General features: G+C 36.3%; 11 protein-coding genes and 1 tRNA gene. 3 read left to right on the top strand and 9 right to left on the bottom strand.

Translation table 11 applies throughout. The features are described 5' to 3' along the window. Positions 1 to 266 precede the first annotated feature (266 nt). Entirely contained in the window at positions 267 to 962 is a 696-nt protein-coding gene (locus ACQ33O_RS10550) for a C40 family peptidase (protein WP_430995545.1), read from the top strand. 29 nt (positions 963 to 991) lie between these two features. On the opposite strand, the gene ACQ33O_RS10545 is transcribed toward ACQ33O_RS10550, so the two are convergent. Beyond that, a complete protein-coding gene (locus tag ACQ33O_RS10545) occupies positions 992 to 2506 on the bottom strand; it encodes a lipopolysaccharide biosynthesis protein (RefSeq protein WP_430995544.1) in 1515 nt (504 codons plus the stop codon). Between the two features lie 19 nt (positions 2507 to 2525). Continuing rightward, the gene (locus tag ACQ33O_RS10540; protein ID WP_430995543.1) at positions 2526 to 4214 is read right to left on the bottom strand and encodes a M1 family metallopeptidase; all 1689 of its coding nucleotides are present in this window, start codon (positions 4212 to 4214) and stop codon (positions 2526 to 2528) included. 48 nt (positions 4215 to 4262) lie between these two features. Here ACQ33O_RS10540 and ACQ33O_RS10535 point away from each other — a divergent pair, with 48 nt between their 5' ends. Further along, on the top strand, positions 4263 to 5921 hold the full coding sequence (locus ACQ33O_RS10535; protein WP_430995542.1) for an ABC transporter substrate-binding protein: 1659 nt from the start codon (positions 4263 to 4265) through the stop codon (positions 5919 to 5921). 7 nt (positions 5922 to 5928) lie between these two features. Here ACQ33O_RS10535 and msrA read toward each other — a convergent pair whose 3' ends face one another. Then, positions 5929 to 6477: a peptide-methionine (S)-S-oxide reductase MsrA gene (msrA, locus tag ACQ33O_RS10530; RefSeq protein WP_430995541.1), complete on the bottom strand. Its 549-nt coding sequence runs from the start codon at positions 6475 to 6477 to the stop codon at positions 5929 to 5931. Then, complete coding sequence (locus tag ACQ33O_RS10525) at positions 6464 to 6901, bottom strand: CBS domain-containing protein (RefSeq protein WP_430995540.1); 438 nt, start codon at positions 6899 to 6901, stop codon at positions 6464 to 6466. Before ACQ33O_RS10525 ends, msrA begins: the two co-directional genes overlap by 14 nt. Positions 6902 to 7044: 143 nt before the next feature. Between ACQ33O_RS10525 and ACQ33O_RS10520 the strand changes: the two genes are divergently transcribed. Then, a tRNA-Ser gene (locus ACQ33O_RS10520) sits at positions 7045 to 7129 on the top strand. 154 nt (positions 7130 to 7283) lie between these two features. Here ACQ33O_RS10520 and ACQ33O_RS10515 read toward each other — a convergent pair. The 5 genes from ACQ33O_RS10515 to ACQ33O_RS10495 form a co-directional block, all read right to left on the bottom strand. Next, positions 7284 to 8435, bottom strand: coding sequence for a SusE domain-containing protein (locus ACQ33O_RS10515; protein WP_430995539.1), 1152 nt, complete (start codon positions 8433 to 8435; stop codon positions 7284 to 7286). Between the two features lie 32 nt (positions 8436 to 8467). Continuing rightward, the gene (locus tag ACQ33O_RS10510) at positions 8468 to 9856 is read right to left on the bottom strand and encodes an alpha-amylase family glycosyl hydrolase (RefSeq protein ID WP_430995538.1); all 1389 of its coding nucleotides are present in this window, start codon (positions 9854 to 9856) and stop codon (positions 8468 to 8470) included. 83 nt (positions 9857 to 9939) lie between these two features. Beyond that, on the bottom strand, positions 9940 to 11541 hold the full coding sequence (locus tag ACQ33O_RS10505) for a RagB/SusD family nutrient uptake outer membrane protein (protein ID WP_430995537.1): 1602 nt from the start codon (positions 11539 to 11541) through the stop codon (positions 9940 to 9942). A gap of 18 nt (positions 11542 to 11559) precedes the next feature. After that, complete coding sequence (locus ACQ33O_RS10500) at positions 11560 to 14538, bottom strand: SusC/RagA family TonB-linked outer membrane protein (RefSeq protein WP_430995536.1); 2979 nt, start codon at positions 14536 to 14538, stop codon at positions 11560 to 11562. Between the two features lie 457 nt (positions 14539 to 14995). Beyond that, positions 14996 to 16687, bottom strand: coding sequence for a DUF6377 domain-containing protein (locus ACQ33O_RS10495; protein ID WP_430995535.1), 1692 nt, complete (start codon positions 16685 to 16687; stop codon positions 14996 to 14998). Positions 16688 to 16807 lie beyond the last annotated feature (120 nt).

The following is a 16807-nucleotide window of genomic DNA, read 5'->3' as shown; positions in this document are numbered from 1 at the left end:
TTTACAAATATCGTTTACAATTGACGCATTAAATAATTGGGTTTTCCACAGAATTAGTACAATGATTGCCAATCTGTTAACATTATTGTGTTGGTTTTGCAATATTTCGGCACTACCTTTGCAGCTTGTTTGAAACAAATTTTTTATAATTGTTTGTATTACAGGACTTTTAGAACGGATTAGACGAGTATTTACGGATCAGGAGAAATAGTGGCGCAGATAACAAAAGATTAAGTTGTACTTACGTGTAAACCCAAATTTTACGTATGAAAAACTTATTTATTTCATTAGGCATTTGTTTTGCAGTTTCTACAACTGCAAAGTCGCAGACGAATATCAATCTGGAAAAGCTAAACCAGAAAACTACCAGCAAAGTTGCCCTCAGGTTTATTGAAGATATTGAACTTGTTCCTGATGGAGGTGGATCGGTAAGTGAGCCTGTAGCTGAAAAAATCACAGTTGCAAAAGTTATTGAAACGCCTGCGAAGATAGAAGCCCCAGGCAGAAAACTAGAAGATTGTGCAGCATGGCAATTTAAGTATGCAATGATGCTGGATGTTGAAGTGGAATCGCTTACTAATAGCAAATTGTATGCATACATAGATGAATGGTGGGCTACCCGTTACCGTTATGGGGGAAGTACAAAAGCCGGTGTTGATTGTAGTGCTTTCTCCGGTGGTTTGATGAATAATGTTTATTCAGTTACAGTTCCTCGTACAGCAAGAGACCAGTATGCGGCCAGCGAAAAAATTGAGAGAGCTGATCTAAAAGAAGGTGATCTTGTTTTCTTTAACACAAGAGGTGGTGTAAGCCATGTAGGTGTTTATCTTGGGAATAATTATTTTGTACATAGCAGTACATCAGATGGTGTTACGATCAGTAGTTTAAATGAGAACTATTACAATAGTCGTTTCATTTCCGGGGGAAGGATCAAAGCTACTGCAGAGAAAACCGAAGAATAGAATTTACAATGAAATTTTGAAAGGAGATATTAATCTCCTTTTTTTATGCCCAAACGTTTTTGAATGGTATGCAATACCGGGATAATATCTGCAGATAGCTTTAATAAAAATATACCTGACGCATAAATAGCAACAAAACAAGTGCTTCTGATAACGATCCATACAAAACCCTGGTATTGATTGAACAAAAAGTGGCAGATATAAAAAGTTGTAACCCCCAGTACAAGTGTGTAAAGCGTTGCTTTGTTGAATGGATCGAGATTGAATTTTTTCTTCAAAAACCAATAGCGGATCGCATTGTAAATGGTGAATGAAATAAGGTTGGCAATTGCCGGTCCGGTTATGCCGTAATAGTATTTGGTAAGAACGTAATCGAGCGGTAAAGTAATGCCTACTAAAATAAGTCCTGTAACAAATTCAAATTTCCAGAAAGATGAAGTAGCAAGTATCTGTGCGTTTACGCCGGTACCCATATCTACAATACGCATGAGGCCAATAAAAAAGAATATCCATTTTGCTTTGAGATAGCCTTCTTGTAAATGAAATGTAAAAACACCATCTGTAAAGTTTAACCATATCAAAGCAAACATTCCAACCGCAAAGAGTAATTGGTTGATGGATGATCTTTGGTAGATACGTTGTATTCTGCCATAGTCCTTATCTTTCCATGCTTGCGATAAAGCAGCTATAGAAGAAGAGATAACACCTCTTTGAGGAGCTTGTACCAAACTGGCAATATTTTGAGCTAAGGTAAAAATTGCAACGGCTGCAAGTCCATCTTCTAATACTGATGCAATTAAAAACGAATCAAAAACCGTAGAGATCATATAGACCACATTGCCACCAAAAAAGAATAACACCAAAGCCATTATTTTTTTGAAGAATTTTCTGCTTACTATACTAACCTTAAAGCTTAGATGCAAGTGCCCCTTAATAACCAGATAGCTGATAAGGGTCAATGCTGTGGCTAGATATGTAAAAGCATATATTTTAACAAAGATGTCAAAATCTGTCAGCACACCAATTATGGTGAGTATGATTAAAATAGTTGTAAGTAATCTGAAAAACACTTCTCTCAAAAAATTGGAGAATACAGATTCTTTAACCTGCCATGCGTAAGTTTCAACGATGGCAAAAAGAGTTAACCCAAGTCCGAATGGGAATACCCAATGATAGTATTTTACTAATTCCGGAGAGTTGCCGCCGAATTTTCTGATGATGAGATCTTGAAAATAATATCCGCCAAATGCAACAAAACAAAAGCCAATCAATGAAACCAATAATGCCCAGGTAAGCATATCATTTTTCTTTGAGGGTAAATTGTCTTTGTAGTATGGGTAAAACTTTCCAATGTATGCCGTCATGCCAAATCCTGCAATGGTTGACATTAAGCTGGCAATGGCAATGAATATAGCAGTGAGTCCGTATTGCTCTTTTGTAAATCCGCCTTCACGTGCAAATAAGTAGGTATTGACAAAACCCAACGCAAAGCCTATATACACCACAACGGAGGAAATGATACTTTGCTTTCTTATTTGCGACATAGATTTCTTTGCTGCTAAATTACTCTACCTTTTTTGTATTGATGTAGAAATTTTTATCTACAGCAAAGTTAGGATCACCTTCGGGATATGACTTCAATGTTTTCCATGTTTCAGTAGGTTTGATCCATTGACTGGTTTTGAAATTTATCTTCAACGGCATGTTGAATCCTTTGACGCAATTCGTCCATCGGTATTGAAGTTTATAACCATCAATTTTATATTCCAAAATAGGTATCTCAATATTTCTTAAATACTGGTCAAATACCTTACTGAAATTGATCTTTGATTGTTTGCTGATATAATTTTCTATTTCTTTTGTAGTAACCGTTTTATGATAGAAGGTTTTATTCATTCCAGTCAATATCTTCCTAAATAATGAATCGTTGTTGATGATCTGTCGGATGGTATGAATCATGTTAGCCCCCTTGTAATACATATCTGTTGTTTCCGATTCTTTGTTAACTCCGTAAGATGATATGATCGGATTCTTATTTTCAATATTGGCTCTTGTGCCTTGCACATAAGTATTGGCTGCTTCTTTGCCGTAATAATATTCAGTGAACAAAGTCTCACTGTAGTTGGTAAAACTTTCATGCACCCACATGTCAGCAATATCTTTTGTGGTGATATTGTTGCCAAACCATTCATGGCCGCTTTCATGTATAATAATAAAATCCCATTTAAGCCCCCAACCACTGTTACTCAGGTCTTGACCATGATAGCCGTTCAGGTATGCATTGCCGTAAGCAATACCGCTTTGGTGTTCCATGCCGAGGTGGGGAGCATCTATTAACTTATAGCCATCTTCATAAAAGGGATAGGGGCCAAACCAGTATTCAAATGCTTTCATCATTCTTTTGGCATCTTTAAAATGTTCTTTGGCTTTTTCAAGATTATAATCTAATACCCAGTAATCCATATCCAGATTGCCTTTCAGGCCTTTGTATGTTTCGCCAAAGTGTACATACTTGCCGATGTATGGCACGAGGTTGTAACTGTTGATCGGATTTTTTACTTCCCATGTTGTAGTAGTAATACCTTCTCTGCTTCTTTTACCGATAAGTCTGCCGTTAGAAACAACGGTTAAAGAATCGGGTAGTGTAGTAGTAAATGAAGCGCCTTTATCGGGTTCATCTCCCTGATAATCTTTACAAGGATACCATGCGCTGGCACCTAAACCTTGGCAGGCAACACTGATCCAAGGGTTATTGTTCTTGTCTCTTTTCCAAATGAGGCCGCCATCCCATGGTGGGTGAATAGCAATACGTGGTTTGCCGTGATAGTAAATAGTTAGGTATTCAGTAGTTTTCGGTTTATGTGTGCCAATGTTTATAAAATATGCATTCCCGTCATTTTTAATATCACCCTTATAATACATCGCTGTTCCATAAATTTTTGTCATACCCGGTTTATTTACGGATGAAGGAAAACTGTGTTGTACACTATCAATCATTAAGGGAGATTGCAAATCAATCTGTATATATCCTTTGTTTTTTAAAACTCTGAACTCAATGTTATTGTATCCACTTATAGTACTATCCTCCAAATTAAATTCTACATTCACATTATAGCTCAACACATCCCACCAATCTCTTCCCGGTCCATTAGTTCCACGTAATGTATCAGCATGAGTAAATTGAGCATTGGAATAATGAAAAGTGAAAAATGAAAAATGAAAAACAAGTAGGCCTCTTAATAAATGTTTCATTACTGTTTGTTTATTATATGCTAATTTAGTTTTCTTTTATTGTATTTAATGAACCATTCATATAATAATATCATAATAAACCGTAGCTACCGACTGCTATACTTTTTATTTTTTATTTTTCACTTTTCATTCTTTAGTTCCTGCAAAACCCATCAACATCCCGATAAAAAGATATTTCATTACAACGAACAATCCGGCATTGCCTCTTTAGATCCTGCCTTTGCAAAAAATCAGGCTATTGTATGGCCCGTACATCAGTTATACAATACTTTGCTAGAGATTGATAGTAGCTTACAACTTGTGCCTTCACTTGCAAAAAGCTGGGCCATCAGTGAAGATAATCTCTCTATTGTTTTTCATTTAAGAACTGATGTGAGTTTTCATAACGATCCTTGTTTTGCTAGCGGAAAAGGCAGGTTGCTGAATGCGAATGATGTCGTATATAGTTTTAAAAGAATTATTGATAAGTCTGTTGCAAGTCCGGGTGCTTGGATATTTAATAACAGAGTGGATACGATAAATGCATTTACAGCTTTAAACGATTCTACCTTTCAATTGAAATTGATCAAACCATTTTATCCTGTGCTGGGTATTTTGAGTATGCAGTATTGTTCTATTGTTCCAAAGGAGGCAGTAGAAAAATACGGGAATGATTTTCGCCGCCACCCGGTTGGTACCGGCCCGTTTCAGTTTGTAGCTTGGGAAGAAGGACAGGCATTGGTTTTAAAGAAGAATGACAATTATTTTGAAAAAGATGAGCAAGGTAATCGACTACCATATCTAGATGGGATAAAGGTTTCTTTTTTTGATAGTAAGGCAACAGAGTTCTTAGAGTTTCAACAACACAGACTGGATTTTATCAATGACCTGGATGCATCTTTTAAAGATGAAATTCTTACGAAAACCGGGAATCTTAAAAAGGAGTGGAGCGGTAAGATCAACTTTAAAAAATCTCCTTATCTCAATATTGAATATTTAGGGATGTTGGTAGATACCAATAATGTATTGGTGAAAAACTCTCCTTTGCGTTTACAAAAAATAAGACAAGCCATTAATTATGGTTTTGATAGAAGGAAGATGATCCTTTACCTGCGTAATTCTATCGGTACTTCAGCAGAAAATGGATTTGTCCCTAAGGGCATTCCTTCATTTGATCCTTCGTTTGTTGGATATAGTTATGATGTAGCGAGAGCAAAGCAGCTATTGAAAGAAGCCGGTTTTCCTGATGGGAAAGACCTGCCTGTGATTAAGTTATTGACCATTCCCATATACGCTGATCTCGGCAGTTATATTGCAAATGAGTTGCAGCACATAGGGATTAAAATACAAGTGGAAACAATACAGAAAAGCTTGTTATTACAACAAACGTCTAAGCAGCAGGCCTTATTCTTTAGAGGGAGCTGGATAGCTGATTATCCGGATGCAGAAAATTATCTAAGTCTTTTTTATAGTAAGAATCCGGCTCCGCCAAATTATACAAGGTTCAATAATAAAACCTACGATGAATTGTATGAAAGATCTATTGCTGAAAGGAACGATTCTCTTCGATACAAATTATATCAGCAAATGGATAGAATGGTTATTGAAAATGCACCGGTAGTACCGCTGTGGTATGATATGGTCATTCACCTTGCCCAAACCAATGTCAAAAATTTTCATCCTAACAGTTTAAACTTACTGGAGCTTCGAAACGTTAAAAAAGAGTAGTGGCTAATTAGTGCTTGATCTTATCCTTAAACATTTTTTGAAATTTCTCCACCTTTGGTCTTACTACAAAACGACAATAGGGGACTTCATCACCATTTAGATTGAAATAGTTTTGATGATAATCTTCCGCAGGATAAAAAATTGTGTATTTCTCTAATGTAGTAACAATAGGATCGCTGTATGTATGATTGGCTGTTAATTGTGCAATGTATTGTTCCGTTTTTACTTTCTGTTCATCATTATGATAGAAAACCACACTGCGGTATTGTGTACCCACATCATTGCCCTGACGATTTAATGTAGTAGGGTCGTGTGTTTTCCAAAATACTTCCAGCAATTCCTCAAAGCTGATAACAGAAGGATCGTATGTTATTTGCAAACATTCTGCATGACCGGTAGTGCCGGTACATACCTGCTTATAAGTGGGATTTTCGACACTGCCGCCACTATAGCCACTCACAACTTTTGTAACGCCATTTAATTGTTGAAAGACAGCTTCGGTGCACCAAAAACAACCATTGCCCAATGTGGCAACCGATAAATTATTGTCCGGCATGTAAATAATTGGTTAGATGGCTGATGGTTTCCTGTTGTGAGAGAATCACTTCTTTTACTAGATCGTTGATAGATAGAATTCCGAGCACTTTTCCATTTTCAAATACGGGTAAGTAACGAATATTTCTATCAGACATCAACTCCATACAATGGTCAACTTTATCGGAAGGAGTAACAACAGGAAAATCTGTTGCCATGATCTCCGACACTGCAGTATTGGTAGAAGCTTTGTGATTTAAAACTACTTTACGGGCATAATGCCTTTCGGTTACTATCCCCACATATTCATCTCCTGATAAAACCATTACAGCACCTATGTTTTTGTCAGACATGATCTTGAGGGCATCATAAACCAATGTATCGGGGGTAACAGAAATTAAACTGATTCCTTTTCTTGAAAGTACGTCGGAAACTTTTTTGTTCATATGGCAGTTTTTAGGTTCTTGTAAAATACAACTTTTAAGTAAAAAAGCAAGGAATGGAGGGAAGAAATAGACAAATTTGAAAAAATCAGCTTGTTTTTTGCTAGTTTTTTGGAATTGATTTATCCGCAACGTACTTTTGCCGCGGAGAGATGGCAGAGTGGTCGATTGCGACGGTCTTGAAAACCGTTGACTGTAACAGGTCCGGGGGTTCGAATCCCTCTCTCTCCGCTGAATAATTAATAGCCTGTAAATCAAGTATTTTCAGGCTATTTTGTTTTTAAGAAGATTTTTGACCGGAAATCCATAAAAATGGCCAGCTATAAAAATAGCCGACCTTGATTGCTTGTATATAGATGGTCTAAAAATTTAAATCGCTTTTTAATTAATTCTTTATCGCCGTATAGGTGTAGTTGCCAGAATTACTCAGATCAAGTGTGATCGTGTAATTGCCATCTTCCGCAACGGTAAGATTGTTAATCGACGCATCGTACCCTAAAAGCGGATTGTCTGACCAAGACAGTTTTCCAGCAGGTGCACCAGCAGCAATACCAAAATCTAAAACCCATGCATTATTTGCTCTGAATTTGAAGGAACCTGTTGCCGACATATTTGCGGTAACAGTCCATTTTTTTGTACCTGCATCGTATGTCATTGGAATATCGGTATTCCATCCTGAGGCATTGCCACCTGCAGTAGCGTCACCAATGATCGACCAAGTTGTTTTGGTGGCGGTCCATGCTTTAACAGCTGGGTCGATGTTAGCAGTTAGATAATAATATCCAGCTGAAGGAACAGCCATTGCCGGTGGATCTGGCGTTATAGGATTTACATAAATAGTAAAGATGCCATTAGTGCTGCTGTTGCCATAATTAGTATGATCCCAATCAGGCGCACTTGTGTATTTGAAATAGAAGTCGCTGCTGCTTGCCGGGAAATTGATAAAACCTTCGAATTTTTTCGGCTTAGCTTCATTGATCTTTGGTGCAGAAGAAGGATCCCATGATTGATAACCTCCTACAACATATAAATAACCATTACTTGGAGGCAAAGTTGTTGCGTATGTTGTAGCGGTAATTGTGAGTGTATTAGAATATACTGTTTCTATTGAAGAAGCAGATCCGTTGTATTGAGAAATATCCGATTTCACTCGTGCTAAGAATGTGCTTGGAGTACCGGCGGTAAAGCCTTTAGCGGTCAAGAAGTCATTCAAAACCTTGCCGATCACTTTCTTTTCAAGTGAATCTCTGGTTAAAGTAAATTCCAGCGGAGTAGCCCATCCATCAGTACCTATATCAATTTGTAATGTATATGTACCTACCAGCGCATATGGTCCGTAACTTGAAGCCAGCCAGTTGAAAGTGGCTGCCACAGCCGATTCACTAGCCTGTGACAAAACAATAGTATTTGTTGAACTAGATAATGCATTGTCAGGAAAACTACCATCTACAAGATCTTTTGCTCCTTCTTTTTTACAAGATGCCAACAGCACTAACGTACATGAAACAACGAAAAAACGGTTAAATATTTTTTTCATAAAAGAGATTATATTTTTTATGATCAGTCTGATCAATTTACTTTTAAAACAAGATAACTGTAAGGTTGCAACGAAACGCTTGTGCCAACAGTTGTTGCCGTGTTATCAAAAGCATCTTGCCATGATGTGTTTTGAAGGGCTGCCGGTACCGAATAGTTGATCGTACTGTTTCGAAGATTCACCAATACCAAAACTTTTTGTGCTCCAGATATTTTTGTAAATGCACAAACATCATTGCTACTGTAAGAAGTAAGTGTTCCTCTTCTCAACGCTTCGTTCGTTTTTCTAAAAGCCATTATCTTTTTATATTCTGATAATGTGCTTGCATTAATACTCCAGTTAATAGGAGTGCTGGTATTGAAATAATCCAGTTTGGTAGGACAGGCAACTTCCTGTCCGTTATAAAACATTGGAACACCTTTCATGTATGCGGCCACCATAAATGTTGCAATAGATCCTTTAATTCCTCCGAAGAAATCCTGTGGCACACCTTCAGCAAGGTTTACATCATGATTGGTAATATATCTTACCACCTGAGAAACATTCGGGATAGCACTTGCATATTCAGATGCATTTAGGTTGTCTATCAATTTTACTGTTTCACCATTGGCAAAAACATCATCTTTCAAGGTGTAATAAAACTCCATACCGTACCTCATTTGAAATTTAGCGGTATAGTGATCGTCTCTTGTTCCTTCGGCAAACAATAATAATTTATGTGTAGTTATGTTATTCAATGAGTCATTAGCTTGTTGCCAGAAATCGACCGGAACAAAGTCAGCTGCATCGCAACGGTAACCATCGATATTAGCATTGAATATCCAGTATTTCATTTCTCTGATCATAGCCAGTCTCATTGTGGCATTGCCATAGTTGAGTTGAGCCACATCTGTCCAATTGGTATTTGGCGGAGAAATGATCTCACCTGCAGAGTTTTGTTTATACCATGCTTTGTTAGCGATCCATGGATGATCCCATGCAGTATGATCGGCTACCCAATCGAAGATAACTGCCATGTCTCTGTTATGAGCTTCTGCAACAAGTGTACGCAGATCATCTAAATTGCCAAAAGCGCTATTAATGCCCTCATAATTTTTTACACAATAGGGAGAGTTTACTGTTTTTAAAACACCGATAGGATGTATCGGCATCAAATAAAGCACATTTACGCCTAATGCTTTTATTTCATCTAACCGGGCTTTTACTCCGTTGAAATTACCTGTTGAACTAAAGGCTCTCATGTTTACTTCATAGATCACAGCGTCTCTCGGATCCGGAACATTGGCAAAGGGAGTGCCGTATTGAGCCGGTAATGGCTTCTCATTATCGGTGCCCGGTTTTACGGGGTCTTCCGGAAAATCGGGGAACTTATTGCAAGCCGATAATAGCAGTAAAAGGGCGTATAAAAGATTTTTTTTCATATAGTTGATGTGAGCTGAATTATATTCAATAAAATTTCAAATTATAATTTTATTTATTTGAAAATCAATTTTTTATGATAAAATTAATATCCGTCGTTTTGTTTAAGATTTGTGTTCGATATTCTGTCTGCTGAAGGTATTGGGAATAGTTTATAATGATCATCTACACCTGTACCATCGGCTACACTTCCTTTCCATGGCCATAAATAAGTGCTGCTGGTAAACTTGCCGAAACGGATTAGATCAGTCCTTCTAAAACATTCCCAATATAGTTCTCGCTGTCTTTCATTTAGTATATCGTCTAATGTATAATTGCTTCCCACATTGCCTGAAGTATTACCATATGCTCTATATCTAAGCCCATTGAAATAGCTTAATGCAGTAATTGTATTACCTCCTGTTCCGCCACGTTTTACCGCTTCAATATACGTGAGGTACATTTCAGCTAATCTGAATAAAGGAAAATCTGTATTTGCCAGAACACCATTTGGAGAACTTGGTATCAATCCATCGGAAGTGATATTGCTGAACTTGTGTACTTCTAATCCGTTAGAAAAATTCAAAACACTTCCAACTTCAATATTACCGCTGCTTTTAAAAAGAGCTCTTTTATCTGTATTACCTGTGTAGTCTCCAAAAGTCATTGGCAAATTTTTAGTAGCACGGTTTCCTAACCACCCACCTTTAGGTATACCAAAATCATTTAGGTCGGTCAGATCATTGTTTGCATGTGCAGAGTTGATAAGGAAAGTTGTTCCACCATAGTTTTGAGATCTTTCGGCATCATAAGCAATAGCTAGTATTACTTCGTTGTTGTTAAGATTATTATCGCTTTTGAATAAATTACTGTAATTATCCAGTAGTGTATAACCGGCGCCAATCACTTTTGATGCGTAAGTAATTGCTTCGGTATATTTAGGGGTGCCGATATAAGTCTCTGCATTTAAATACAATCTTGCAAGCAAAGCCCAGGCTGCAGCTTGATCGGCTCTTGCATATTCATTAGATCTTGGAGCAACAAGTTCCGGATCTATTTCTTTTAATTCAGTTTCTATGTAATTGAAAAGATCAGCTCTTTTTATTTGCGGTGGAATATATTTTCCGATAGGATCTTTTTCAGTTACAAAAGGTGGGTTGCCAAACAAATCGGCTAGTACCCAGTACTGATAGGCTCTTAAAAATCTTGCCTCTGCTCTGTAATGTTTTATATCTGTAGCTTCTGCACCGGTGAAACCTCTTGCGGCAATTTTTGCATCAGATGATTCACGAATGAATTCGTTACAGACTGTTATCTGAAATAAACAGCGGGCATACACTGCCGTTATGAGCGGATTGCTCGATGTCCAGCTAAAATTATGATAGCTTTGAAGATTCGGATCGTTCCATGCACAAACAGCTTCATCAGTTGTCAACTCCTGCATATTCCAGTAGCCACGAATGAAATCGGTAGGGGCTTGATCGCCACCCAAGCCCGGTTGATACACATCTGAATTGCCTACACCTGTACTGCTGATTAAAGAGTAGCTTCCGTAAACCTTTGCCAATGCTTGCTTATAACCCAGCGCCGTACTGTATTGAGCTTCGGCATTAGTTGAATTAGCAGGAGCAAGGTCAAGATCCTTATGACAAGATGTAAACACTGTTGCAACAAGCATTGTTGAAATATATATATAACGCATTTTCATAAAACAATAATTAAATAATTAAAATTGAAGTGCCAGCCCTAATACAAATATTCTTGGTCTCGGATATAGAACATAATCGGTACCACCGAATATCTCCGGATCTAATCCTGTATATTTTGTAATGGTAAAAACATTCTGACAGTTGGCATTTATTTTAAGATCTGCTTTGTTGTTGAATACTTTTCCAAAATTGTATCCTATCTGAATATTATCCATTTTTAAGAAAGAGGCATTTTCTATGTAATAGTCAGATAAGTTTTGTCCGTTTTGAAAGCTTGTGTAGGTAACATCCTTCAAACTGTTTTGAACAAAGCCTAAAGGATTAAAAATGGCTGCTTTGATGGCACTTGTACTGATGCCATTGTAAACATAATTGTCGATATTGGCTCTTAATACTGTATTCAAACTCCATTTTTTATAACTCACTTCTGTTGTGAACCCAAGTACATATTTCGGAACGGATGATTGATAACGATAGAGGTCTTTTTCATTTATAATTCCATCTTCATTGATATCTCTGTAAACACCTTCAATAGGCTTGCCAGTTTTTGCATCATATTGCTGATGATAAACATAGAATGATTCCGGTGCATATCCGACGCTGTTTATTTGTATGCCGTTTGATTTCTGTGTGCCCGGGTAAGATGAATCACTCGTTGCCGTTAGTTTGACTATTTTATTTTTATTGTATCCTGCATTTAAACTAAGGTCCCATACAATGTCCTTTGTTTTTACAGGGGTATAGTTCAGGGTTAACTCAACCCCCTGATTATCCATCGTTCCAATATTCGTTGTGATAAAGGTTGTAAAATTAGATCCTGCAGGAAGTGGAATGAAATTCAACAAATCGGTTGTTCTTCTTTTATAAAAATCTACTTTTCCGGATATTTTATTATTAAGAAATCCAAAATCGATCCCAATGTTGAATGCGCTTGTTTGTTCCCACTTGATCGACTTATCATATGCATTGGGAGTGCCCATTTGATAATAGGTATCTCCAAATTGTACAAGTGAAGTGTTTTGCCCTAATGTATAAACTGATTGGTAACCATAATTAGGAATGCCATCCTGCTGTCCGGTAACGCCATAGCTTAAACGAAGTTTGAGGTCAGATAATTTTTTAGCACCACTGAAGAATTTCTCCTGGTTAAGTCTCCATGTTAATGCAATAGAAGGGAATGTGCCCCAACGGTTTTCTTTAGCAAATCTTGAAGAACCATCTGTACGTATTGAAGCTGCTAAAATATATTTTGTGTTATATGTATAGATCAAACGGCCGTAGTAGGAGATGAGTGTATTCTCGGGCTTATCATTCGGATTGAGTGTGCCCGGAATAGAATCTCCATTGTATCTGTAACTGTAATAGCTATCATTGATAGAAAGATTATTGTAATAACCTGTACCTGCTGTTACATTGATATTACTTTTGATCGAGTTTAGATTTTTTGTATAATTCAAATAGAATTCACCGACTTTATTATTGATGTGATTCGAATATTTATTACGTTGTCCTGCTTCTAAAAAGTTTTGAGCTGCATATCTTGGTACCAATATAGTTCCACTACCTTTAGCCACATCATAACCAAGATTCAGATTGGCTCTTAATTCAGGTAGAAAATGAAATTTGTAATCAAACTGAATATTGCCGAAACTTCTTTGCACTGTACTGGTGTTTTTATAGAGATACAATAAAGCAACCGGATTTTTTGGTGCAAGTTTATTCAAAGTATAATTGCCATCTTCCGGAACATAAGAGGTCCACTCGAAATAACCACCATAATAATTATCAATATCAGTAGGTACATGAACCGGTTGTGTAGGATCGAAATATACCGATGAACTGATAGCGGCATTATTTGCAAAACGAGTATTGGTTGCAGCACCTTTAAGATTAATATCTACTCTTAAGTGGTTATCAAAGAATTTTGGCGAAGTACTAATACCTGCAGTAATACGTTGAAGGTTATCTGTTTTAAGAATACCATCTTGTCTGTAATAACCTAGCGTAACACGATATGGCAAATTCAGTTTTTTTATAGAACCTGCAATGCCTAAATAATTATCCGTTCCTAGTGCAGTTTGATATATTTCTTTTTGCCAATCGGTATTTGCAGTACCGAGTAAAGATTTAAATGTATGAACATCATCATACATTTCAGTCCCTAATGAATCAACATAGTTCCTAAATTCGTTGGCAGACATTACATCTACATATTTTCTGATCTTCGATACCGATACTTGTGTTGTAAAAGTAAAGACTGGTTTGCCCGAAGCACCTTTTTTTGTTGTAATTAAAATAACACCGTTTGAAGCCCTTGAACCGTAAATGGCTGTAGAGGCTGCATCTTTCAGTACAGTGAATGACTCAATATCATTTGGATTGATGAGTGCCAAACTATTTGCAGCACCATAAATATTATTACCGCTTAATGGTACACCATCTACAACAATCAATGGATCATTACTTGCATTTAATGAAGCACCGCCACGGATACGGATGGTACTACCCGAACCAGGAGAGCCACTGTTTGATGTAACAGAAACGCCTGCTACTTTACCTGCTATCAATTGTTCAGGGCTTACAATATTCCCTTTTTGAAAATCTTTTGCAGTTACGGTAGCAATGGCACCTGTTAATTCTTTCTTTTTTTGAGTACCGTAACCGATCACCACAACATCTCCCAATACATTGGATGAAGGTTTTAATTCAATAACAAGTTTAGGTTTTGCATTAGTGCGTATGGTTTCATAACCCACATATGAAATGCTGATCACCCCTTTATCGGTTGTCTCAATCGTAAAGTTTCCTTTACTATCTGTTAGTGTTTTTTTCTTGTTGACCGATTCTTCAATAGTAGCACCTTGAACGGCTTCATTTTTTTCATTTTTTACCGTTCCGCTGACTTTCAATGGGGTTTGTTGTGCAGTTGCTGTAATTACATGTACACAAAGGATCGTGAAAAGGGTCAGCAGCTTTTTGGTTTGGGATAAGAACATAATATGACAAGATTAGAATAGATTTTTAGTCTCAGTTTAACTGAGGCTGTTTCTGGCAATCGTTAATTAATTAGTTAAACAGGCATTGTAAATAATCTAAGAAAACTGACAAGATGAAGTGATGAATCTTCTCAGATTATCTTCCGAAGTATTTGCTTAATTTATTTACTCAACAAATTTATCCTACTGTAAAGGGCATAGCAAATTATATATTCATAGTACAGAAAAAACCTCTGGTTTTATAAAATATAAATATTCAATTGAATGATATTCAATACAATAAAAATATATTAAAATATTTTGCATATAAAATAAAAGGAAAATTAATTGCTACTGAAAAGTGATTTTTTTTAGTAGAACCGATAAGCGAAGGATTAAATACTCCGGTGTGGGTAAAGAATCTTTAAAATAAAGCAGTATCACCGGCATTTGTTGTGTAGACTTTTTGTCATGATTACTAAGACTCTATATTCATGATCCGTTGTAGGAATTCATCATTTGGAACGATGGATTTGATCTTTATCCGGCTTTTGTAATTGTGAATGGTATTAGCAGAGTATTCCAGTATCTCAGATATCTTATTAATGTCTTTTACTCCTAATCTGATCAACGCATAGATTCTCAGATCTGTGTTCAATATTTCACGATTGGGTAAAATGATCCTGTCTTCCGGATTGAACAGTAAATTAAACTGATCAACGAAATTTGGAAATAATTTTAAAAATGCTTTGTCGAAATTTCTCAAAGCTTCTTCTTTTTCATCTTTAACATTGATCTGGTTTACGAGATGCTTCACTTCATCAAATTTTCTGTCACGTAGCTTTTGATCAACAGTTCTCTTAAAGCGTTCGATTCTATTATAAAATTCGGAGTTGGCATTAAAGAAGTAACCTATGTATTCTTCCTTAATTTTATTTGATTCGGATAGTTTGTTATTGCTTTCAGTTAATGCTTCATTTATTTTTTGCTCTTTTACATGCATTTCCTGCAGCTTAAGATTTGTTTCGTTCAACTGTTCATTGATCTCATGTTCTTTTTGACTTGCTTCGGAAATTATTTTTTGCGCTAATTTTAATTTTGCAACTTGTTTGTAAACAGTATAAGCAAGAAAAATAACAGCCAATAATAAGATCGTCATTACAATAGAGTAGGCGATAAGGATTTTTTTCTGTGACTCTACCTGATTGATTTTCTCGGCTTCAATTAAAGGTAAAACTGTTATCAACTGAACCTTGCGTTGACGGGCACCATAAAAATCTGCATCCTTCATCGCATAATCAATATATTTCGATGCGCTTTTTATTTGATCTTTTTTAAAAAGATATTGTGCCAGATTATACATGGCCGAAGTTTCTTTTGTAGAAGTTTTGATGTCCGCAATGGCAGCATCTATCAATAATGAAATAACAGAATCAATACTTCCCTTTTGAAAATAAATAACTGCACTAAGTGTTGAGGTTGTAAGCGCAAACTCATGCTGAGTAAGGCCTCCATTCGAAATTAATTTTGTAAAATATTCTTCGGCCTTGCCTAAATTGGTTAAACGGAATTCTTTTAATCCTGAGTAGTACAGGTATGAAAAAGATTTTGGTGAATACAATGCTAAGGCAGAATCTAAAAATATCGTGCCCGTTTTTGTATATGTAGGAGAGAAGTAATTGTCTTGTGTATAGTCTGCAAGGTCATAATAATATCTTGCTTTAACGGTGTAATATTCTGCTTTAATATTATCGTTTACCCTACTTATATCAATATGGGCCAGTGAGTCAGATGCTTCTTTAAATAAGCCTGATGAAAGTAAAGTAAAATTTAACTGAATACTTGAAACGGCTATTTTTTCTGGATCGTTTGATTGGTAGGCAATTTTTTGACATTTAAACGCATAGTCATATGCCGAATCATATTTGAAAACTTTATAGTAATTGTATATCTGGTTGCTCAGATCATACTGGGTTATCAAGTCATTAGTAGAAGTAAGTTTTAGTCTCGATTTTAAACTGTCGATCGAGTTTAAAAATTTCTGATCATATTTGTCGGCATCAGCAATGGCAATATCTAACTCTTTTAAATTATATGGTTGGGTAGATTGAGAAAAACTATAAAACGAAGCTATTAGAAGTAGGAAAGAGGTTACTATATGTTTAGTCATACAATCTTTATTATAATACGGTGAGGGGTATCTAAAAAAATATGGCAGAAAATTTAGTTGCAAAATAACCAAAAATCACCCGAACTAATACATTATAACTTTAAGTACCATAATAAACAT

The sequence above is a fragment of the Ferruginibacter sp. SUN002 genome, assembly GCF_050611725.1.
Taxonomy (GTDB): Bacteria; Bacteroidota; Bacteroidia; order Chitinophagales; family Chitinophagaceae; genus Ferruginibacter.
The sequence above is the reverse complement of the archived record's forward strand: the minus strand, read 5'-3'. Positions and strand labels throughout refer to the sequence as shown.

Excerpts from the sequence above, each read along its gene's own strand:
- ACQ33O_RS10500 (WP_430995536.1), bottom strand. The coding sequence starts at position 14,538 with ATGTTCTTATCCCAAACCAAAAAGCTGCTGACCCTTTTCACGATCCTT.
- ACQ33O_RS10510 (WP_430995538.1), bottom strand. The coding sequence starts at position 9,856 with ATGAAAAAAAATCTTTTATACGCCCTTTTACTGCTATTATCGGCTTGC.
- ACQ33O_RS10540 (WP_430995543.1), bottom strand. The coding sequence starts at position 4,214 with ATGAAACATTTATTAAGAGGCCTACTTGTTTTTCATTTTTCATTTTTC.
- ACQ33O_RS10515 (WP_430995539.1), bottom strand. The coding sequence starts at position 8,435 with ATGAAAAAAATATTTAACCGTTTTTTCGTTGTTTCATGTACGTTAGTG.
- ACQ33O_RS10545 (WP_430995544.1), bottom strand. The coding sequence starts at position 2,506 with ATGTCGCAAATAAGAAAGCAAAGTATCATTTCCTCCGTTGTGGTGTAT.
- ACQ33O_RS10535 (WP_430995542.1), top strand. The coding sequence starts at position 4,263 with ATGAACCATTCATATAATAATATCATAATAAACCGTAGCTACCGACTG.
- ACQ33O_RS10525 (WP_430995540.1), bottom strand. The coding sequence starts at position 6,901 with ATGAACAAAAAAGTTTCCGACGTACTTTCAAGAAAAGGAATCAGTTTA.
- msrA (WP_430995541.1), bottom strand. The coding sequence starts at position 6,477 with ATGCCGGACAATAATTTATCGGTTGCCACATTGGGCAATGGTTGTTTT.
- ACQ33O_RS10550 (WP_430995545.1), top strand. The coding sequence starts at position 267 with ATGAAAAACTTATTTATTTCATTAGGCATTTGTTTTGCAGTTTCTACA.
- ACQ33O_RS10495 (WP_430995535.1), bottom strand. The coding sequence starts at position 16,687 with ATGACTAAACATATAGTAACCTCTTTCCTACTTCTAATAGCTTCGTTT.
- ACQ33O_RS10505 (WP_430995537.1), bottom strand. The coding sequence starts at position 11,541 with ATGAAAATGCGTTATATATATATTTCAACAATGCTTGTTGCAACAGTG.